General features: G+C 73.3%; 14 protein-coding genes and 1 pseudogene. 6 read left to right on the top strand and 9 right to left on the bottom strand.

Annotated elements, in window-relative coordinates; genetic code table 11:
* Nucleotides 1-236: 236 nt before the first annotated feature.
* The 3 genes and pseudogenes from G3I54_RS28400 to G3I54_RS28390 form a co-directional block, all read right to left on the bottom strand.
* Entirely contained in the window at nt 237-3,605 is a 3,369-nt protein-coding gene (locus G3I54_RS28400) for a BTAD domain-containing putative transcriptional regulator (protein WP_239144618.1), read from the bottom strand.
* A 96-nt stretch (nt 3,606-3,701) separates the two neighbouring features.
* Nucleotides 3,702-4,903, bottom strand: a pseudogene (locus tag G3I54_RS28395) (enoyl-[acyl-carrier-protein] reductase FabV).
* Entirely contained in the window at nt 4,873-5,523 is a 651-nt protein-coding gene (locus G3I54_RS28390; RefSeq protein ID WP_164618474.1) for a response regulator transcription factor, read from the bottom strand. The pseudogene G3I54_RS28395 and the gene G3I54_RS28390 overlap by 31 nt, the downstream one beginning before the upstream one ends.
* Before the next feature lie 126 nt (nt 5,524-5,649).
* Between G3I54_RS28390 and G3I54_RS28385 the strand changes: the two genes are divergently transcribed.
* Nucleotides 5,650-6,720 (top strand): hypothetical protein, encoded by a 1,071-nt coding sequence (locus G3I54_RS28385; RefSeq protein ID WP_164618472.1) that lies wholly within the window; start codon nt 5,650-5,652, stop codon nt 6,718-6,720.
* A gap of 47 nt (nt 6,721-6,767) precedes the next feature.
* Here the strand turns inward: G3I54_RS28385 and G3I54_RS28380 are convergent, their stop codons facing one another.
* A complete protein-coding gene (locus tag G3I54_RS28380) occupies nt 6,768-8,144 on the bottom strand; it encodes a histidine kinase (protein ID WP_203687283.1) in 1,377 nt (458 codons plus the stop codon).
* Between the two features lie 181 nt (nt 8,145-8,325).
* Here G3I54_RS28380 and G3I54_RS28375 point away from each other — a divergent pair, with 181 nt between their 5' ends.
* On the top strand, nt 8,326-10,533 hold the full coding sequence (locus tag G3I54_RS28375) for a serine/threonine-protein kinase (protein WP_239144617.1): 2,208 nt from the start codon (nt 8,326-8,328) through the stop codon (nt 10,531-10,533).
* 23 nt (nt 10,534-10,556) lie between these two features.
* Here the strand turns inward: G3I54_RS28375 and G3I54_RS28370 are convergent, their stop codons facing one another.
* From G3I54_RS28370 to G3I54_RS28350, 5 genes are all read right to left on the bottom strand, one after another.
* A complete protein-coding gene (locus tag G3I54_RS28370; RefSeq protein ID WP_343240453.1) occupies nt 10,557-10,961 on the bottom strand; it encodes a GntR family transcriptional regulator in 405 nt (134 codons plus the stop codon).
* 46 nt (nt 10,962-11,007) lie between these two features.
* Complete coding sequence (locus G3I54_RS28365) at nt 11,008-11,982, bottom strand: ABC transporter permease (RefSeq protein ID WP_164618468.1); 975 nt, start codon at nt 11,980-11,982, stop codon at nt 11,008-11,010.
* Complete coding sequence (locus G3I54_RS28360; RefSeq protein WP_164618466.1) at nt 11,979-12,923, bottom strand: ABC transporter ATP-binding protein; 945 nt, start codon at nt 12,921-12,923, stop codon at nt 11,979-11,981. The genes G3I54_RS28365 and G3I54_RS28360 overlap by 4 nt, the downstream gene beginning before the upstream one ends.
* Before the next feature lie 126 nt (nt 12,924-13,049).
* Nucleotides 13,050-13,694 carry a response regulator transcription factor gene (locus G3I54_RS28355; RefSeq protein ID WP_164618593.1) on the bottom strand — a complete coding sequence of 215 codons (645 nt, stop codon included), beginning with the start codon at nt 13,692-13,694 and terminating at the stop codon, nt 13,050-13,052.
* Nucleotides 13,694-15,046, bottom strand: coding sequence for a sensor histidine kinase (locus tag G3I54_RS28350; protein WP_239144616.1), 1,353 nt, complete (start codon nt 15,044-15,046; stop codon nt 13,694-13,696). The genes G3I54_RS28355 and G3I54_RS28350 overlap by 1 nt, the downstream gene beginning before the upstream one ends.
* A 47-nt stretch (nt 15,047-15,093) precedes the next feature.
* Here G3I54_RS28350 and G3I54_RS28345 point away from each other — a divergent pair, with 47 nt between their 5' ends.
* The 4 genes from G3I54_RS28345 to otsB are packed head-to-tail and all read left to right on the top strand — an operon-like array spanning nt 15,094 to nt 19,615.
* Nucleotides 15,094-15,303 carry a hypothetical protein gene (locus G3I54_RS28345; protein WP_164618289.1) on the top strand — a complete coding sequence of 70 codons (210 nt, stop codon included), beginning with the start codon at nt 15,094-15,096 and terminating at the stop codon, nt 15,301-15,303.
* Nucleotides 15,304-15,312: 9 nt separating this feature from the next.
* Nucleotides 15,313-16,194 (top strand): ABC transporter ATP-binding protein, encoded by an 882-nt coding sequence (locus tag G3I54_RS28340; protein WP_239144615.1) that lies wholly within the window; start codon nt 15,313-15,315, stop codon nt 16,192-16,194.
* The gene (locus G3I54_RS28335) at nt 16,188-18,707 is read left to right on the top strand and encodes an ABC transporter permease (RefSeq protein ID WP_164618462.1); all 2,520 of its coding nucleotides are present in this window, start codon (nt 16,188-16,190) and stop codon (nt 18,705-18,707) included. Before G3I54_RS28340 ends, G3I54_RS28335 begins: the two co-directional genes overlap by 7 nt.
* A gap of 56 nt (nt 18,708-18,763) precedes the next feature.
* Entirely contained in the window at nt 18,764-19,615 is an 852-nt protein-coding gene (gene otsB, locus G3I54_RS28330; RefSeq protein WP_164618460.1) for a trehalose-phosphatase, read from the top strand.
* Nucleotides 19,616-19,833 lie beyond the last annotated feature (218 nt).

Below are 19,833 nucleotides of genomic sequence, written 5' to 3'. Positions count from 1 at the left end.
GTAGGGCGGACCTGGTGTCATGGCGATCTCGATCGGACGTCCCTGACCAGCGGGAACGGCATTTGATAGCACCGTCCAGCACCACCCGGGATGATCTTGCAGGCTCTCGTAATGCGTAGGTCTCGGGTTCGAATCCCGAAGGCGGCTCCACATTGAACCGCAGGTCAGCCATCTGACCTGCGGTTTCTTCGTTTCTGGTCCTTCTGCCGTCCTCCGCGCCCCGTCGACTGCTTCGTCTACCGCTTCGCGGGTGCGCCGATGCTCGCGAGGATGGTGAGGGCCTGCTGCCTCATCAGCTCAGCGGTGGTGCTGTCGGTCGTCCGGTGGAGGCGGGCGAGGGTCATGAGGGTGTGTGCCTCGCCGGGGCGGTGGCCGGTTTCGCGGTGTATGGCCAGGGCCTTCCGGGCGAGCTCGGTGGCGGTGGTGTGGGCTTCCTCGGACTCGGCTGTTGTGGACAGTGCTGCCAGGGCCTGGCCCTCCACCACGCGGAAGGAGTGGGCGCGGGCCAGGCGTAGTGCCTGTTCGGCGTGGGTGCGGGCCTCGTTGTGCCGGCCCAGGTGCTGGTGGGTGCGGGAGAGGCTCAGGAGGCTGTCGGCCTCGGCGCGTTTGAACCTGGTCTCGCGGGCCAGGGCCAGAGCCTGCGTGCCGGCCCGTAGCGCCCGGTCCGCGTGGTTCAGGTCTCGGTGGGCGGCGGCGACCGTGCTGAGGATGCCGGCCTGAAGCCAGTGCCGCTTGGCGTCCCCGACCATGGCCAATGCACGCTCGGCCTGCTCCAACCCCTCCTCGCGGTGGCCGAGTTCCAGGTTGATTCTCGCGAGGGCGTCGAGCATCATCGCGCGGCTGTCGCGGTAGCCGACCCTTTCGGCCGAGGCCACCGCCGGGCGGAGAAGGTCGAGCCCGTCGGCGAAGCGGCCGAGTTCCCAGTACACGACGCCCAGAATCTGCAGGGCCGAGCTGTTGTTCCACCGGCTGAGCTCCGCGTCGAGGCCGACGGCCTGTTCGAGGTGGACGGCGGCCTCGGGCAGCCGTCCCAGGTCTCGGCAGACCATGCCGAGGCCGACCAGTCCGAACCCGTCGAAGGAGTGATTCCCGGTCTCGTGGAAGATGCGCAGGCCGGTCGTGAAGTCGCTGTGGGCACTGTCCAGCTGGGCCATGCTCCATTTCGCCATGCCTCGGAGGCCGATGCCCGACGCCTCGCCCTCCGCCCAGCCGATGTCCCGGCCGATCTCGAGTGCGCGTGCCGCGTGCTCCGCCGCCTGGCGGACGTGTCCCCGGTCCCAGCGGGCTCCGGCAAGGCTGGAATGCATCGCGGACTGGCCGAACAGGTCGCCTTCCGCCTCGGCCGTCCCCAGTGCCGTCTGCGCGACGGCCTGCCAGGTCTTGCGGGGCAGATGGATCCAGAAGTGACCGAACAGCGTGGAAGCCAGGTACCAGGCGACAGGGCGGGGGCCGTGGTGGGCTGCGTGGTCGATGACGGCGAGCAGGTTCGGCAGTTCGGTCCGCAGCCAGTGTTCGGGTGCGTCGGTCGACGGCCTGCCCGGGTGTCCACCGGAACGAAGGCCGCGGGGCAGCCCCGGGAAGAGCCCGGTGCCGGCGATGGCGCGGGCGGCTTCCAGATACCAGACCAGGAGCCGCTCCACCGCGGCGTCGCGATCCGTGGCCGTCTCCTCCGCGTGCGCCCGCTCCTGCGCGTACTCGCGCAGCAGATCATGGAACCGGTAGCGCCCCCGTGTCACCGGTTCGACCAGGTGGGCGGCGGCCAGCGCGCTGAGCAGACGCCGGGCCTGCGGCAGCGGCGTGTCCAGGAGGGCCGCCGCGGCCTCGGCGGTGAACTCCGCGCCCGGGAACAGGCCGAGCAGGCGGAACAGCCGACGCGCGCCGGGTGTCAGGTCCCGGTACGACACCCAGAAGGCCGTGCGCAGCGGGGAGCCCGCCTCGGCATCGGGCTCCAGTGCTTGCAGCCTGTTGCCCTCGGCCATCTCGGCGACCAGGTCGGCCGCCCGTAGGCCCGGATCGCCCGCCAGTCTGGCGGCGGCCACCCGGAGCGCGAGCGGCAGGCTGCCGCACAGCCGGATCAGTTCGCCGACGGCGGGCTCATCGGCGACTATGCGGTCCGCGCCGAGCGTGCGGCTCAGCAGCGCGCGGGCCTCGTCCGGCTGGAGGAGGTCCAGCGGCAGGGCGTGGGCACCGTCGTGGGCGACGAGGTCGCCGAGCCGGTTGCGGCTGGTGACGACGACACAGCAGGTCGGGTCGGCCGGCAGCAGCGGACGTACCTGTTCGGCCGAGGCGGCGTTGTCCAGCAGGACGAGCATGCGCCGGCCGGCCAGCAGGGTCCGGAACACGCGGCCCTGGGCCTCGTGGTGCGGCGGGATCTCCGATGCCACCAGCCCCAGGCCGCGCAGCAGCAACTCAAGCGCCTCGCCCGGTTCGAGGGGCTTCCGGTCGTGGTCGAAGCCGTGGAGGTTGACGTAGAGCTGGCCGTCCGGGAAACGGTCGCGGACCTGGTGGGCCCAGTGCACGGCCAGCGCGGTCTTGCCGATGCCGGCGGCGCCGCCGATGGCGGAGATGACTACGGTGTTCGCGGCCTCCGGGCCCTGTGCGGCCGGAAGCAGTGCGTGGAGCCTGGTGAGTTCGCCGGTGCGGCCGGCGAAGCCCGGCGTGTCGTGCGGGAGTTCGGCGGGTACGGCGCTCGCGTGCGGGAGTTCGGTGCGCGCGTCGCCTGCGTGCGAGGGGTCGGTGGGCGCGGTGCTCGTGTGCGGCGTGGTGGGGCCGGGTGGATAGCGGGCCGGTGAGCCCAGGAGGAAGGCGTCGTCCTGGTGGAGCACCGCTTCGTGCACCCGGCGCAGTTCCTCGCCGGGGTCGGCTCCGAGCTCGTCCCGCAGCCGTACGCGTATGTCGTCGTAGGCCTTGAGCGCTTCCGCCTGACGTCCGCGGCCGTACAGGGCCCGCAGACGCAAGGCCGTCAGCGCCTCGTCGTAGACGTCGGACGCGGACGGCCCGCCGCGGTGTTCGAGGGCCTCGCCGTACCGGCCGAGCAGTACGAGGCACTTGATCCGCTCCAGCCGCAGTGTTCGGCGGCACTCCTCCAACCGCTGCCGCTCTTCCTGCGCGTACGGCCCCGGCAGGTTGGCCAGGGGTTCGCCCCGGAACAGTGCGAGGGCCTCGGACAGCTGAACCTCCGCCGTGGCCGGATCGCCGGAGGCGAGGGTGCGCAGTGCGGCGGCGGCCCGCGCGTCGAGCTCCGCCGTGTCGAGCCGGACCGCCTCGGAGACGATGCGGTACCAGCCCTTGCCGCTGCGGATCACCGACTCAGCGGGCCGGGTGCTCTCCGGATCGAGGCTCCTGCGCAGCGAGTTGATGTGCGTGGGCAGCACCTTGCGTCCGCCCGCCGGCGGTTCCTGCCCCCACACCGCGTCCAGAAGTCGCTCATGACTGACCACGGCCCCTTGGCGCAGCAGCAGCGCGGCCAGTACCGCCTGCCGTTTGAGCGGGCCCAGCTCCAGGGGCGTGCCACCCCGCCAGGCCGCCAACGGCCCCAGCACCTCGAAGCGAAGCGACTGGGGAGATCCGCCGTCCACCGCGAAGCCTCCGTTCCCGTGAGCCATCGAAACCTCATCAGCATTGCAGCACCCCGGACATGGTGAGGGGTACGCCATCGCACAACCCACACAGCCCGCGCGGCCCTTGAGGGCGCGAGCGTCCTACGACGTGATCGGAGACGTGGGCCAGGGGACATCGGTTTCGACGGCGGCGGTGTAGTCGACACCGGGGGCGGAGAAGCCGTAGAGGCGGCGGACCTCGTCGCTGAACCAGTCGAGGTCGGCGAGTTCGGTGATGGTGTCGCTGGTGGCGGTGGACCAGCGTTCGGCGATGGCGTCCTGTACGGCGGGGTCGAGTTCCCAGGTGTCGAGGCGGATCCGGCCCTCTTCGTCGAGGTCGAGGGGGCGGGCGTCGGTCAATCGGTCCCAGAGATCGACCAGTTGACCGATCGGGGCCACCATCGTGGTGCCGAGGACGCCGCGCAGCAGCCCGACGTACAGGGCGATGCCGGGGATGGCGGTGGAGGACTGGGTGACGGCGGCGGCGTTGACCGAGGTCACGGCCCGGCCGCCGACGGTCTTGCCGAGGCGTTCGTCCAACGTGCGTGCGGTGGCTTCGAGATGGGACTTCGCGGCGCCGATGGTGCCCTGACGGTAGATCGCCGCGGTCAGGGGTGAGCCGATGTAGGACAGGGCCGCGGTGGTGAAGCCTTCGGCGAGCAGGGACCGGTCGGCAAGGAAGGTGATCCACCGTTCCCAGTCGGCGCCGCCCATCACCGCCACGGTCTGCTCGATGTCGTCGCCCTCGGCCGGCCCGGTGGTGACCTCCTTGACCTCCGGGGCGCCGTGCTCGTCGAAGACGAGGGTCTTGGTGGTGTCCGGCGCGCCGACCGGCTTGAGGACCGAGGCGTACACGTCGCCGGTGTCCGGGTCGGTGCGGCGGGGCGCGGCCACCGAGGAGATCAGGAAGTCGAGCCGCCCCCCCCGAACCGTTCGGCGAGGAGGCCGGCCACCTGCTCCTTCATCTCGTCGCCGAACGCGTCGCCGTTGAGGAAGACCATGTCCCGCCCGTGCTGTCGGGCGAGCCGGGCGGTGGCGGCTGTGCGGTACCAGCCGGCCGTGCCGGTGCGGCGGGCGGGCGCCTTCTCGAAGCACACGCCGATGCCGCGGATCCCGACCCGGGCCAGGCCCGCGATCGTAGCGGCCAGGCCGTATCCGGCGGACGAGCCGATGACCAGGGCCACCGGCCCTTCGCCCGCCGCGGCGACCGGGGCGGGGACGGCCTGCCACATCTCGTCCACGAGCTGCCGGCAGCCGTCGGGCCGGTTCCTTCTCATTCCTCCAGGCCGTTGCCCCAGATCCATGCGGCGATGCCGACCCGGTTGCGGACGTTCAACTTCCTTTGGACGTTGGCGACATGGGTCTTGGCCGTACCGGCCGTGATGAAGAGCGCCGCCCCGATCTCCGCGTTCGTCATGCCCTTGGCGACCAGCCGGGCGATCTCCGTCTCCCTGCCCGTCAACGCGTCCAGCGGCTGCGCGGGCCTGGGCCTGCCGGCCTCCCGGTGGTGTTGGAGCAGGCTGACGGTGAGCGAGGGGCTGATCAGGGTGTCGCCCGCCATCGCCGCGCGTACCGCCTCCACCAGCAGCGTGGGCCCCGACCGCTTCAGCAGGAAGCCGCAGGCGCCGTTGCGCAGGGCGGTGTGGACGTACTCGTCGAGACCGAACGTCGTCACCACCACCACGCGCAACGGGTTCTCGACCCCAGGCCCGGCGAGCCGTCGGGTGAGTTCCAGGCCGTCCAGGCGCGGCATACGGATGTCGGCGAGCACGACGTCCGGGGTCAGCTTCGCGGCGAGCTCGACGGCCTGCTGACCGTGGGAGGCCTCGCCGATCACTTCCATGTCCGGCTGGGAGTCCAGGATGAGGCGGAATCCGACGCGTACGGATTCCTGGTCGTCGGCGAGGAGTATGCGAATGGCCATGATCAGTACGGTAGTTCGGGCTCGCCCCCTTCACCCCACATCTGCCGTTCGGCAGATGTGCCGAGCGGCCCGGCCAGGAAGGCTGACCGGAGGACGATCCGAGCAGGAAGAAGAGGGGGAAGCAGCATGACGCGGGTGATCGAGCGCATGTCATCGCCACCGGTGGACGGTGTGCTGGGCCCGGTGCGCGGCCGGTTCGACCGTACGGTCCTGATCGGTTACGCGGCCTTTCTCGCGCTTCTCCTCTACGGGCTCGCCCACGCCTACTGGGCCTTCGGCGGGGACGGCTTCCCGTTCGGCGCCGACGACGCCAACCCGGAGTACTCCGCCTTCGAGCACGTCGGCCGCGACCGGCTGGCGCCGTGGATCGCGGGCGGGTTCCTGGGCAGCGCGGCGGTCGCGCTCCTCCTGGTGCTGCCGGGGCGGCGGTGGATCCCCGCCCGGGTGCTGGTGGGCGCCTCCGTGTTCGCGGCGGCCGCGGTGTTCTGCACGCTCGCCGACTTCCGCATCCTCGGCAATCTCGCCTATGTCTTCATGCTCAGGTTCGGCGCCATCAACTGGACGGTGATCAACCAGCTGTTCGCGGTGGTCCCGGTGGGCCTGATGGTCGCTTCGGCGGTCGCCCACCAGCGCCGCACATCCGGCGCGTGCACCGGCTGCGGGCGTACCGGTACGGGCGGCGGCTGGACCTCACCGGAGGCCGCCGCCCGCTGGGGCCGGCGGGCCGCGTACACGGCGGTCGCCGTTCCCCTTCTCTACGCCTGCACACGGTGGGCCTGGGCCCTGGGCATTCCGCTCGGCATCTCCGACGAGCTGTGGGAGGGGGGCAAGAAGGACAACCTCTGGATCGCCGGCGCCGCGCTCGCCACCATGGGCGCGCTCGGCGCACTGCTCACCCTGGGCCTGGTGCAGCGCTGGGGCGAGGTCTTCCCCAGGTGGATGCTGGGCCTCCGGGGGCGGCGGGTGCCGCCTGCGCTGGCCGTCGTCCCGGCCACGCTGGTCTCCGTCATGGTGACGATCGCCGGGATCATGTACATCCGGCTGCACTTCCAGGGGGCCTTCGACAACCAGAAGGACGACTGGGGGGCCACGGTTCCGGAGATGGTCTGGCCGGTGTGGGGCATCGCCCTGGCGACCGCCACGCTCGCCTACTACTTCCGGCGGCGCGGGGTGTGCAGGCGCTGTGCCCGGGGCTGAGGACACGGAGGTACCGGGAGGACGGGAAGAGGGGAGTGGGAGTGCCCTCAGCTCAGTGGCAGGACCGCTGTGACGTGCCAGCCCTGCTCCCTGTGCTCCCCGTGCCAGCCTTGCTCCCCGTGCCAGCCGTGCTCCCCCTGCTCGCCTTGCTCCCCGTGATCCCTGTGCTCGCTCTGCTCCCCCTGCTCGCCCTGTTTCGCAGGTTTCCCGTGGGCGCCGAAGTCCAGCGTTCCGCCCAGCGCCCGGGCGCGTTCGGCGAGCCCCTCCAGGCCGGTGGCCCCGTGCCGCCCACGGTCGCCGAAGCGCCTGCCGCCGGTCTCGCCGACGGAAGGGCAGCCGTTGGTCACGGACACGGTGAGCACCGGCTCCGGGTGTTCGGGGCCGGGTGCCGCGGGCGCGGTCACCACGGACACGGTCACCCACGGTGCGGTGCTCGCGTGCCGCCGTACGTTGGTCAGCGCCTCCACCACCACCCGGTGGGCGGTGCCCGCCACTTCGCGGGGAACCCGGCCGATCTGCTCCGGCGACCGGTCGAGATCCAGGCGTACGTCGGCCCGGCCGGCCGCCCGGAACCGGTCGACGACGTCCACGATGTCCTCCAGGCCGTAGTCCTGCGGCTGCGGTGACGCCTCGGCCGTGCCCCGGCCGTCCGGGTCCGTTCCGTCGGAGGACCTGAGCATGTGGACGGTACGGTCCATGGAGCCGAGGGCCTGGAGGCCGGAGGCCTCGATCTGCCGGAGGAGCGGCAGGACCTGATCCGGCCGGTCCGTACCGATCACCTGGGCCGCCTGGGCCAGCGCGACGATGCCCGACACGTCGTGGGCCACGAAGTCGTGCAGATCGCCCGCCAGTTGGAGGCGCTGGCTGCGGCGGGCCTCGTGCACGGCCCGGATCCTGCGCGTCTCCAGGCTGCGCAGGCCGCCGCCCGTGGCGGCCGCGGCGACGGCGCCGAGCGCGAAGAACGCGCTCTGCGCGGCGGCTTCCAGCGCGGTCGGCGGGACCTGGAGCCGCAGCAGCGCCGTCGACGCCAGCACCCCGAGCACGGTGCAGAGCACGGAGGACTGCCGGACCTCGGCGTACCGGGCTACCAGACAGACGAGCACCAGAACTGCCGCGATCTCCACCAGAGTCGCCGCGCCGGTCGCTCTCTCCGGAGCCGGCGGATCGCCGAACACCGTGCCGAGTGCGGAGCTCACGGCCACCACGACGGCGGCCGTCGGGACGACCCGGTCCCGGGTGTGCAGACCGGCCACGGCGAGCGCGCCCAGTACGGCGGTCATCATGGGCAGGGCCGCCCGCCACCCCGCCGAGGGGCCCGCCAGCAGGGCGGCCGGCACCGCACAGAACGCCAGAATCGCGCAGACCGGCCCGACGACGCGGTCCCGGAGGCGGCTCTGGATACGGTTTCCGGTGTTCGTCCCCATTCCCGCGATCCTACGTACCCACGTACCCGCGATCCCGGCGGATTCGCTCCGTCTCCGTCGGCGTACGACGGCGGTCGCCGCCTTACGCGACCGGTCCGCGGCCTATCCTGATCGTCCGCGAGCGACTTCGGCCGCGCGCGAACGACCGTACGGGCAAAGGCCATCGGGGGATCGGTTCAGCATGGGCAAGGGCAAGGACAGCGGGCGGTACACAGCGATGGAGGGCATACGGCCGCTCGTGGCCGGTGACCCGGTTCGGATCGGGCCCTATCCGCTGCTCGGCCGGCTCGGCGCGGGCGGGATGGGCCGGGTGTATCTGGCCCGCTCCGGGGGCGGACGCACCGTGGCCGTGAAGGTGGTGCACGAGGAGCACATCGCGAACGGCGAGTTCCGGGCCCGTTTCCGCCGCGAGATCGAGGCGGCCCGCCGGGTCGGCGGGCGCTACACCGCCCCCGTGCTCGACGCCGACCCCGACGCCGAGCAGCCGTGGGTGGCCACCGGCTATGTGCCCGGCCCCTCGCTGGAACAGGCCGTCCGGGAGCACGGTCCACTGCCCGCCGCCTCGGTGAACGCCCTGGCCGAAGGGCTGTTGAGGGCGCTGCGCGGTATCCATGCCGCCGGGATCGTCCACCGCGATCTGAAACCGTCCAACGTGCTGCTCACCGTCGACGGCCCCCGCGTCATCGACTTCGGCATCGCCCGCGCGCTCCAGGTCTCCGTGGAGTCCCTGCTGACCAGTACGGGCATGGTCATAGGCTCGCCCGGTTTCATGGCGCCCGAGCAGATCCTCGGCGAGGAGACCGGGCCCGGGGCGGACGTCTTCTCGCTCGGCTGCGTGCTGATGTACGCGGCCACCGGGCAGCTGCCGTTCGGGGCCGGCGTGAGCAACCAGCACGCGGTGATGTTCCGGATCGTCCAGTCGCCACCGGACCTCACCGCGGTGTCCGACGCCACCCTGCGCGCGCTCATCGAACGCTGCCTGACCAAGAACCCGGCCGAACGGCCGCTTGTGGACGCGCTGTTGGAGAGCCTGACACCCGCGCAGTCCTCGGATGCTGTGCGCGGCGCGTGGCTGCCACCGGTGCTCCTGGCCCGGCTGGCGCAGCAGTCGGCGCTGCTGCTCGACGCGGAGGTGCCGGGGGAGGTGGCGGGGGACGGGGCGGACGAGCTGGGCGTCCCTGAGGGTGCGGACACGCCGGAAGGTGAGGTCGCGCCGGACAGCGCGGACGTGCCGGACAGCGTGGATGCGCCGGAGGCCGGGGACGCACCGGAGGCCAAGGCCGTGCCGGATGCCGGGGGCGTACCGGAGGGCGCGGAGCCTGCGGCTGTTCACGGTCCTGGGTCTCCCGGTCCCATTCCCGGCCCCGGTTCTTCCGCTCTCGGTCCCGTTCCCGTATCCGCTCCTCGTGACCTCGGCACGGTCGACCTGCGGCCGGGATCGGAAGTGGGACCGGAAGCGGAACCCGCGGCAGAGCCGAGCCCCGAACCGACCGGTTCCGCCACAGCCGCACCGGTCGCCGTTCCGGTCGCCGCGCCGGTCGGCGACGGGCAGCGGCGTCGGCAGCGGCGTCGGGCCTGGGTCGTCGCGGCCGCCGTCGTAGCCGTCCTGGCCGCCGGCGGCACCACGGCCTTCCTCAACCGTGACCCCGGTGGCGGCGCGGATGCCCGGGGCGGAGGCTCCGCCGCGCCGCCCGCCGCCGATGGTCCCTCCGGCGCCACGGCCTCGCCCTCCGGGAAGGGCGACGACGAGGACGACAAGGACAGCGAGAAGGAGAAGGGCGAGGACAAGGCCAAGGACAAGGCGGAGGAGAAGGAGAAGGGGAACGGCAAGGGCGAGGACCAGGGCGGCGACGCAGGGTCCGGCGGTGACGCCGGTGGTGGCCAGGGTGCCGGAAGCGGCGACGGCTCCGCTTCCGGCGGGGGCTCGTCCGGGGACGAGGGGTCCGGCGCCTCCGGCGGAGGCGGCGCGCAGGGCGGGGCCGGTTCGTCCTCGTCGGGCGGCTCCGGGGGCGCCGCGAAGCCGCCCGCCCCGGACCCGGCCCCGGACGGCCGGGTTCCGCAGCACTTCGTCGGGACCTGGTCCATCGCGTCCCAGTACGACGTCCTCCAGCCGCACACCGTGGTCATCCGGCGGGTGTCGCCCGGTCAGTCGGCGGTGACCCTCATCGCCGACGTACAGGGATCGGGGCACTGCGAGTACACGGCGAAGCTCAGCTCCGTGGCGGACGGCGGAAACCGGATCAACGTCGGTACCGCCGTCGTGAACAAGGCCCGTTCCGGCGGTATGTGCCGCGACACCGACCCCTCGTTCTTCACCGTCGCCGGGTCCGGCATCCTCCACGACGTCGGCCCCGCCCACGGCAGCGGCTACCGCTACAACCGCGCCTGAGCGGCGGGGAGGCCCGGGGCCGGTCAGCCCGCCGCCTCGCCCGGGTACGCGTTCTCGAACGCCGCGTGGAACAGGGCTGTGACGTCCTGGCCGGTGAGGCCTTCGGCGCGGGCCTGGGTCAGCCAGTCGGCGAGGGCGGCGCGCAGCGGTGAGTCGGGGCCGGACTGGGGCTGCGCGAGGGTGCGGGTGATGAACGTGCCCGCTCCCTGGCGCACCTCGGCGAGACCCATGCGTTCCAGTTCGCGGTAGGCCTTGAGGGTCGTGTTGGGGTTGACCTTGGTGGTCGCGGCGACCTGGGCCGCGGTGGGCAGCCGGTCGCCCTCCTCCAGCGCGCCCATGCGCAGCGCCTGCTCGACCTGCCGGACGATCTGGAGATAGGTCGCCACTCCACTGCGCCGGTCGATGCGGAACACGACCACGGACTTCACCTTCCGCTCGATTGCCGACACTTTACGTAGGGGGACGGGGGCGTGCTTACAGCGGGCGGCGCGAGACCCGCCACAGGGTGAACGCCGTGAGCAGGGCCGTTCCGGCGAGCAGGAGGCCCGCCGCGGCCCACTGCATCGACGCCATCTGGCTGTAGTCGAGGTACTCGATGACGTTGTTGACGATGCCGTGCTCCTTGATGCACGCGTTCTGCGCCTTCTCGGTCGCCTCGGCGCAGGTGCCCCAGCCGTACAGCGTTCCGTCCGCGCTGCCGACCCAGCGGTCCGCCTCGTACGCCTCGTCGAAGCGGGCGGGCAGTTCGGAGTCCAACGGGTACGTGAACATCTGCGTGGAGCCGAGCCGTACGCGTACCTCGTCCCAGACGAACATGGTGGTGATCGCCGTGAAGAGGAACGTGACCACCATCGCCGGGAGCACCCGGCGGACCAGGACGCCGATGGTGATGCCCGCCGCGGTGAGGAAGAGGAGGAACGCGGGCAGGACGGGCCCGGTGTTGTCGAAGATCACGCCGTCGATCCACTCGCTGAGGAAGAGGGAGCGGTACGGCTTCCACCACCAGGTGAACAGGGCCGAGAGCACCAGGCCGGAGACCAGCGCGAGGCTGTAGGCCAGGCCCAGCTTGGCGATCAGCCACTGCCGGCGGGTGACGGACTGGGTGGTGACGAGCTGCGCGGTGCCGTTCTCCTGGTCGCCCGCGATCAGCGGGGCGCCGATGAAGACGGCGAGGATCAGCGGCAGGCCGTTGATGATGCTGGTGATGTATCCGTAGCCGCGGTTGTTGTCCATCGGCTGCCCGGCGTCCTTCTCCGGCCAGCCCTTCGCGTCGAGCAGCTGCACCAGCTCACCGCGCTCGTACACGATCCACAGCGCGGTCAGCAGGGTGAGGCCGAGGACGCAGGTCAGCGCGATCCGGTGCTGGCGTACGACGAGCCACGGCATTCCGCGCAACAGGCGGCGCCCGGAGCTGATCCCGGAGGGCTTCTCGGTGAGGGTGGTGCTCATGCGGCCTGGGTCCCTTCGGCCTCGACGCGGGCGCCCTGGGTGTAGAGGGAGGGCGCGTCCGGGGAGCGGAGATGGGCGAGGAGGACTTCCTCCAAGGAGGGTTCGGCCGTCTCCCAGTCGGCCGGGAGCGGGCCCTTGGGCCGGATCATCGCCTGGAACTGCCGTCCCTGGAGGCGGGTTTCGACGACCGTGTGGTGGTCGAGCCCGGGCGGCAGCGCGCCGTCCCGGGTCACCCCGGTGACCAGGGCGTGGGCCGGGACCAGCGCGTCGGCGTCACCGGCCATCCGGATCCGGCCCTCGGCGACGACCAGCAGGTAGTCGCACATGTCCTCCAGCTCGGTCAGCATGTGCGAGGACATCACCACCGTGGTGCCGCGTTCGACGGCCTCCGCCATCAGCAGGGTGCTCATCTCGTCGCGGGCCAGCGGGTCGAGGTCGGACATCGGCTCGTCCAGGAGCAGCAGGTCGGGCCGCTTGCCGAAGGCCAGGGCGAAGGCCACGCGGGTGCGCTGGCCGCCGGAGAGCGTGCCGACCCGCGCGTCGAGCGGGACGTTGCCCGCGCGGACGATCCGCTCCGCCGCCACCGCGTCCCAGCCGGGGTTCAGCTCGGCGCCCATCCGCAGGGTCTCGGCCACGGTGAACCGCTTGAAAAGCGGCTTCTCCTGCCCGAGGAAAGCGAACGAGGGCATCACGGCGGGATCGTCGACCGGTACGCCGAAGATCCGCAGTTCGCCGGTGGTCGGCTGTACCTGCCGGGTCGCCAGTCCGAGCAGGGTGCTCTTGCCCGCCCCGTTCGGACCGACCAGACCGCAGATGCGGCCGGCCGGGATCCGGAAGGAGCAGTCGCGCAGCGCCCAGCCGCGCCGGTAGCGCTTGCCCAGGCCGCGGGCTTCCAGTGCCCAGCTGCCGGACGTCGCGTTCGGGGTACTCGTGTCTGCCACGCGCCTCGCCTCGATTCCATTAGTCAATTAATGGAATCATGGTGTTGTGGGGGAATGGCTGTCAAGCGGGGCAGGTCGGGGAGGGCGGGAAGGGGGAGGGGTGGGGGGTGTCGGGGCGGTGGTGGGTCAGCCGCGCAGGAATGTCAGGACCGCTAGCACCCGGCGGTTGGTGGCGTCCGAGACGCTGAGGTCGAGCTTGGTGAGGATCGACCCGAAGTGCTTGCTGACCGTGCCCTCGCCGACGTGCAGTGCCTCGGCCACGGACGCGTTGGAGCGGCCCTCCGCCATCAGGGCGAGCACCTCCAGCTCGCGGGCGGTGAGCCGGGCCAGCGGGTCGCGGCGGTGCCGGATCAACTGTCGTACGACCTCGGGATCCACCACCGTGGCGCCCTCGGACACCCGGCGCAGCGCGTCGGCGAACTCCTCGACGTGGCCGATGCGCTCCTTGAGCAGATAGCCCACCCCCGTACCGTCCGAGGCGTCCAGCAGGTCCTCGGCGTAGGTGCGCTGGACGTACTGGCTGAGCACCAGCACCGGCAGCCCCGGCAGCTTCTCGCGCAGCGCGACGGCGGCCCGCAGACCCTCGTCCGAGAAGCCGGGCGGCATCCGGACGTCGGTCACCACGATGTCCGGGCGGTGCTCCACGGCGGCGGCCGTCAGCTCCTCGGCCGTGCCCACCGCGGCGAGGACCCGGTGCCCGAAGCGTTCCAGCAGGCCGACGAGGCCCTCGCGGAGCAGCACACTGTCCTCGGCCAGTACGACGCGCAGCATCAGGTCCTCGATCGGGCGGGCGGGCACGGGACCTCCAGCCGGAATACCGTCGGCCCCCCGGGCGGACTGGACAGTAGCAGGGACCCGCCCAGCACCGAGAGGCGATCGGCGACGCCCTGAAGACCTGTTCCGCCCCTGCCCCCGCTCTCGCTCCCGCTGCCGCCCCTGCCTTCGCTTTCGCCTCGGTACGCCGTTCCGCCCAGCCGCGCTCCTCCGCGCCCGTCGTCCTCGACCTCCACCGTCAGCCGCCCCTTCGCGGTCCCGCCGGTCACCGTCACCCGCGTCGCCCCGCTGTGCTTCGCCACGTTCGTCAGCGCCTCGCCGACCGCGAAGTAGACCGCGGTCTCGACGGCTTCGAGCAGCCGGTCCGGTACGGCCAGCCGCACATCGACCGGGACCGGCGAGCGGTCCGCCAGGTCCTCGACGGCGGCCACCAGACCCCGGTCTGTGAGCAGGTGCGGATGGATCCCGTGGATCAGCTCCCGGATCTCCACCAGCGCGGCCGACGCCTCCTCGTGCGCCCGGTCCAGCAGTCCGCCCAGCGGTTCGGCGGGCCTCTCCAGCCGTGCGAGGCCCAACGTCATAGAGAGCGCCACCAGCCGCTGCTGTGCCCCGTCGTGCAGGTCGCGCTCGATACGGCGGCGTTCCGCCTCGAACGCGTCCACCAGCCGCATCCGCGACCGGTTCAGCTCCGCGATCCGGGAGCCGAGCGCGGAATCCGGCGCGGCCAGCAGCGCCCGCGTCAGTACGGCCCGGCCCCGGGCCACCGCTCCCAGCGGCCAGGTCAGCAACGGCAGCAGCACCACCCCCGCCACCAGCAACGCGAACGCCTCCGGCCAGGAGTCCGCGAGCCAGAGCTTCAGAACCCGCGCCTCCCCGTCCCCGCCCGCCGCCATCATCACCGGCGTCCCGATCAGCCCGCCGCAGACCAGGAGCACCGTGGAGACGGCCAGCGCCTCCAGCGGCCACAGGACGAACGCGAAGAGCAGCGCGTACGCCGACTCCCGCCAGGTGCACCGTTCCTGGAGCCGGGTGCGCAGCCAGCACACCAGGCCCGGCCCGGGCGGTTCGCGGTGCGGGTCGAGGACGGGGACCGGGTCGATCAGCCGCAGCCTGCGCCGCTCCAGCGCGGCCAGCGGGATCCCGGCCAGCACGAGCGTCAGCAGCAGCGGCACCCCGACGAGGAGTACGGCCAGCGCGCTGCCCGCGACGGCCAGCAGGAGCAGCGCGACCAGCGTCGCGATGCCGAGGGGCACGCTGGTCAGCAGGTAGAGCGCGGCACGCCACCGCCGGCCGCCGAGGAGGCGACGGGGCAGGGCCCGGGTGCGGGCCGGGCGGGGTTCCGGTGACAAAGGTGACGGGGACGGCGGAGGCGACGGGGACGGCGTAGGTGACGGAGGTGACGGAGGTGACGGAGGTGACGAAGGCGACGGAGGCGGCGGAGGTGAAGGAGGCGGCGGAGGCGGCGGGCCGGGGGAGAGCATGCCGGGCACGCTACGAGACGGCTTCCCCGCCCGGCCACCCCGCTTTCTCCCCTCTCATGGTGGAGCTGGCTCCACCACGAGGACTCCACCTCGCCGCGATGTGCCGGGCGGGCGCCGCCGGTTGAGTGGACGCCATGAATCCAGCAGCGATCACCACCGACCGGACAGCGGCTGTTCGGCTCCGGTCCGTCACTCGTTCCCACGGCCGCGACGACGGCACGGTGAAAGCGCTCGACGATGTCACGCTGACCATCCGTCGCGGCACGTTCACCGCGGTCATGGGGCCCTCCGGCTCCGGCAAGTCGACGCTTCTGCACTGTGCCGCGGGCCTGGACCGGCCGACCGGCGGCCGGGTGCTGCTGGGCGACACCGATCTGACCGGGCTGAGCGAGGCCCGGCTGACCCGGCTGCGCCGGGGGCGGATCGGCTTCGTCTTCCAGGCGTTCAACCTGCTGCCTTCGCTGACCGCCGCGCAGAACGTGGCCCTGCCCCTGAGGCTCGCCGGGCGGCGGCCGCGCAGGGCCGAGGTGCTCCACGCGCTGGACCAGGTCGGGCTGCGCGAGCGGGCCGGGCACCGGCCCGGCGAGCTCTCCGGCGGCCAGCAGCAGCGGGTGGCCGTCGCCCGTGCCTTGGTGACCGGGCCCGAGGTGCTCTTCGGCGACGAGCCGACCGGCGCCCTGGACTCCACCGCCGGGCGGGCGGTGCTCGGCCTCCTGCGCGCGATGACCGACGACGGGCGCACCGTGATCATGGTGACCCACGATCCGGTCGCCGCCTCCTTCGCCGACCGGGTCGTCTTCCTCGCCGACGGCCGGATCCGGGACGAGCTGGAAGCGCCCTCGGCGGAGCGGGTCGCCGCGCGCATGGCAGCAGGCCCGGCCACGACGGCGGGGGCCGCTCCGGCGTCTCCGACTGCCCCGGCGTCCAGGCATGCCCCGGCGTCCACGACTGCCCCGGCGTCCAGGCACGCCCCGGCTTCTCCGAACGCCAACGCCCAGGCGGTGGCACCGTGTTGATGCTCGCGCTGCGCGGCGTGCGGGCGCGGTGGGTGACGTTCGTCGGTTCCTTCGTCGCCCTGGCCCTGGGGGTGGGCCTGATCGCCGCCACCGGGCTTGCCCTCGCCGCGACGTTCGACGCCCCGGAGCGCGGGCCCGAACGGTTCGCCGCCGCTCCCGTCGTCGTCCGGGCCGCCGACCGCCTCCACGTCGACACCCCGACCGGGACCCGGACCGCGCCCCTCGACCGTCCCGGCCCGGTCCCGCAGCGCATCGCCGGCCAACTGGCCGCCCTGGGCCGCACGGTGGAGGACCGGACCTTTCCGGTGGACGTCGGCATTCCCCGTACCGACGCGGGCGGCAGCGGCAGTGTCGGCGAAACCCGTGCCGGGCACCCGTGGTCGGTGGCCTCCGCAACCCCGTACCGCCTCGCCTCCGGCCGCGCCCCCGCCGCCCCCGGCGAAGTCGTCGTCACCACCGGGTCCGGCGACGCCCGCCTCCGTACCGGTGACCGCGTCCGGGTCCGCACCCCGGCCGGAAGCGGCGCCCGGACCGTCGTCGGCACCGTCGCCGGCCGGGGCTTCGAGGAGGCCGTCTTCTTCACCGACGCCGAGGCCGCCCGGCTCTCCCCGGACATCGACGCCCTCGTGGTGCACGCCGCCGCCACCGCCGTACGCGGGACGCTCGGGCCGGACAGCGGCATGGACGTCCTCACCGGCCACGACCGCCGCCGCGCCGATCCCGACCCCGACCGCGACGCCCGGGCCCTGGTCTCCGTCAACGCGCTGCTCGGCACCGCCGCGGGCATCACCCTGTTCGTCTCCGCCGCCGTCGTGGCCTCGACGTTCTCGTTCGCCGTGGCCCAACGGCGGCGGGAGTTCGGGCTGTTGCGCACGGCCGGTGCGACGCCCGGCCAGATCCGCCGTACGGTGTGCGCCGAAGCGGTCCTCGTCGGCATCCTCGCCTCGGCGGCGGGCAGTTGGCTCGGGGCCAGGGGTGCGCCCCTGCTGGTCGGCCGGATGACCGACGCGGGTCTCGCCCCGCCCTGGTTCGCCCTCGGGCACGCGTCCTGGCCGCTGCACGCCGCCTTCTGGACCGGCGTGTTCGTCGCCACGGCGGGGGCGCTCGTCTCCTGTCACCGGGCCGGGCGGACCGTGCCCACCGAGGCGCTGCGCGAGGCGGCCGTCGACAGCCGCGTCATGCCGGTGAGCCGCTGGGCGACCGCCGCCCTGGTGCTGCTCGCCGGACTGGGCCTGCCCGCACTGGCGTTGGCGACCGACCCCGGCGATCTGCTGGGCCGCAAGTCCTACGTCACCCGGCCGATGCTGCTCATCGTCGGCTGCGCCCTCCTCGCCCCCGTCCTGGTGCGCCCGGCCGGCCGACTGCTGACCTGGCTGCCCGCGCGGCTGCCCGGCGCCATCGGCGTACTCGTCCGGGAGAACACCGCCACCGGGGTGCGCAGAACCGCCGCCGTCGCCGCGCCCGTCCTCATCACCGTCGCCCTCGCCGCCTCCCTGACGGGCACCGTCGCCACCCTGGAGGAGGCCAGGGCCACCGAGGCGCGCACCGCCACGACCGCCGACTTCGTGGTGACGTCGGGGCAGGAGGGCCGGCCGCTGGCCGCCGCCTTCGTGGAGCGGGCGCGGGCCGTCGAGGGGGCCGTGGTCAGCGTCTCGCGGTCCACGGCCGTCACCGTCCTCGAAGAGGACACGGCCCTCGTCTCCTCCCCGGCCCGCGCGGTCGACCCCGCCCGGCTGGCCGCCGTGTCCCGGCTGCCCGTGACGGCGGGCCGGCTCGCCGATCTCGACGACGGGGCGATCGTCGTCAACGAGGAGTGGCTGACTACGCGGGTCGGCGACCGGGTCACCGTCTGGCTCGGCGACGGGCGCGAGATCTCGCTGCGGATCGCCGCCGTCCTGGCCACCGGCACCGGCGACAACGGCGTCTACGTCACCGCGCGCAACGCCGGGGGCGCGGGCGTCGACCGGATCGACGTCAAGGTCGCCGAGGGCGGTGACCACCGGGCCGTCGCCGCCGCGCTGCGCACCGCCGGAGCCGCCACCGGTGCACAGGTGACGACCCGGGCCGCGTGGCAGGCCGCGAACGGTCCGGGGGCCGACGACGGCCACACCGGGACCGGGCTCCGGATGATCCTCGGCATCGCTCTCCTCTGTACGGGGATCGCCCTGGCCAACACCCTGGTCATGGCCACCTCCGACCGGGTCCGCGACCTCGCCGTGCTCCGCCTGGCCGGAGCCACCGTGCCCCAGGTCCTGCGGCTCGTCGCGGCCGAGGCGGTGGCGGCGGTCGGGGTGGGCGCCGTGCTCGGGGGCGCGGTGGCGGCGGTGAACCTGCTGGTGGTGTGGGGTGCGCTGGTGCTGCTGGGCGTTCCGTCCGTCGCCGTGGTGGTGCCGTGGGGGACGCTCGGCCTCGTCGTCGCGGCCGCCGCGCTCCTGGCCGCCGTCTCCGCCGTCCTGCCGGCCGCGCTCGCGCTGCGGACCCGGCCGGTCGAACTCGCGGGCGCCCGTGAGTAGCCGTCCGCGGTCGGGCAAGGCTCGTGATCGACCCGTCCAGGGCTTAGGCTCGCCCCATGGGCAGTCACCCGGACCACCTGCCGAACCCGACCACCCCGGCCGGCCGCGAGGGGCTCGAAGCCGTTCTCGCCCGGCCCGACCGTGCGGTCGTCGCCCTCGATTTCGACGGCACGCTCGCCGACATCGTCCCGGACCCCGAGCAGGCCCGCGCCCACCCCGGCACCGTGGCCGCGCTCGCCGCGCTCGCGCCGAAGGTCGCCGCCGTCGCCGTGATCACCGGCCGCCCGGCGGGCGTCGCGGTGCGCTACGGAGGCTTCGCGGGCGTCCCCGGTCTGGAACACCTCGTGGTGCTCGGGCACTACGGCGCCGAGCGCTGGGACGCCGTCACCGGCACCGTCCACGCCCCCGCACCGCACCCGGGCGTCACCGCCGTGCGCGCCGAACTTCCGGGCGTACTGCACGAGTTCGGGGCATGGAACGGCACCTGGATCGAGGAGAAGGGCCAGGCCGTCGCGGTGCACACCCGGCGCGCCGAGGACCCGCAGGCGGCCTTCGAGACGCTGCGCGGACCCCTCGGCGAGCTGGCCGCGAAGCACGGGCTGATCGTCGAACCGGGCCGCCTGGTCCTGGAGTTGCGCCCGCCCGGCATGGACAAGGGCGTCGCGCTCGCCACGTTCGTCGCGGAGCGGGACGCCGAGTCCGTGATCTACGCGGGCGACGACCTCGGGGACCTGGCCGCGTTCGCCGCGGTGGAGAAGCTGCGGAGCGAGGGCCCGGACGGCATCCCGGGCCTCCTGGTGTGCAGCGGCAGCGCCGAGGTGCCCGAACTGGCCGAGCGCGCGGACCTGTCGGTGCCCGGCCCGGCCGCCGTCGTCGCGTTCCTGGCGGCCCTGGCCGAGCGGATCTGAGGCGGGGCCGGGGGCCTCGGCTCGCACCAGCCGCAGCGGCGGACCCGAGCCGGGTCAGGGGATCAGCTCATACCTGCCGCAGCGGCGGATCCGAGCCGGGCCGGCGGACTCCGGCTGGCACCTGCCGCGCGGCGGATCTGAGCGGGGCCGGGGGCCTCGGCTCGCACCAGCCGCAGCGGCGGACCCGAGCCGGGTCAGGGGATCAGCTCATACCTGCC

Source organism: Streptomyces sp. SID14515 (assembly GCF_010548505.1).
In the GTDB taxonomy this organism is placed as follows: domain Bacteria; phylum Actinomycetota; class Actinomycetes; order Streptomycetales; family Streptomycetaceae; genus Streptomyces; species Streptomyces caviscabies.
This window is presented reverse-complemented; position numbering and strand designations above follow the sequence as displayed.

Coding starts and splice junctions, on each gene's coding strand:
- G3I54_RS28400 (WP_239144618.1), bottom strand. CDS start 3,605: ATGGCTCACGGGAACGGAGGCTTCGCGGTGGACGGCGGATCTCCCCAG.
- G3I54_RS28390 (WP_164618474.1), bottom strand. CDS start 5,523: ATGGCCATTCGCATACTCCTCGCCGACGACCAGGAATCCGTACGCGTC.
- G3I54_RS28385 (WP_164618472.1), top strand. CDS start 5,650: ATGACGCGGGTGATCGAGCGCATGTCATCGCCACCGGTGGACGGTGTG.
- G3I54_RS28380 (WP_203687283.1), bottom strand. CDS start 8,144: ATGGGGACGAACACCGGAAACCGTATCCAGAGCCGCCTCCGGGACCGC.
- G3I54_RS28375 (WP_239144617.1), top strand. CDS start 8,326: ATGGGCAAGGGCAAGGACAGCGGGCGGTACACAGCGATGGAGGGCATA.
- G3I54_RS28365 (WP_164618468.1), bottom strand. CDS start 11,982: ATGAGCACCACCCTCACCGAGAAGCCCTCCGGGATCAGCTCCGGGCGC.
- G3I54_RS28355 (WP_164618593.1), bottom strand. CDS start 13,694: ATGCTGCGCGTCGTACTGGCCGAGGACAGTGTGCTGCTCCGCGAGGGC.
- G3I54_RS28340 (WP_239144615.1), top strand. CDS start 15,313: ATGAATCCAGCAGCGATCACCACCGACCGGACAGCGGCTGTTCGGCTC.
- otsB (WP_164618460.1), top strand. CDS start 18,764: ATGGGCAGTCACCCGGACCACCTGCCGAACCCGACCACCCCGGCCGGC.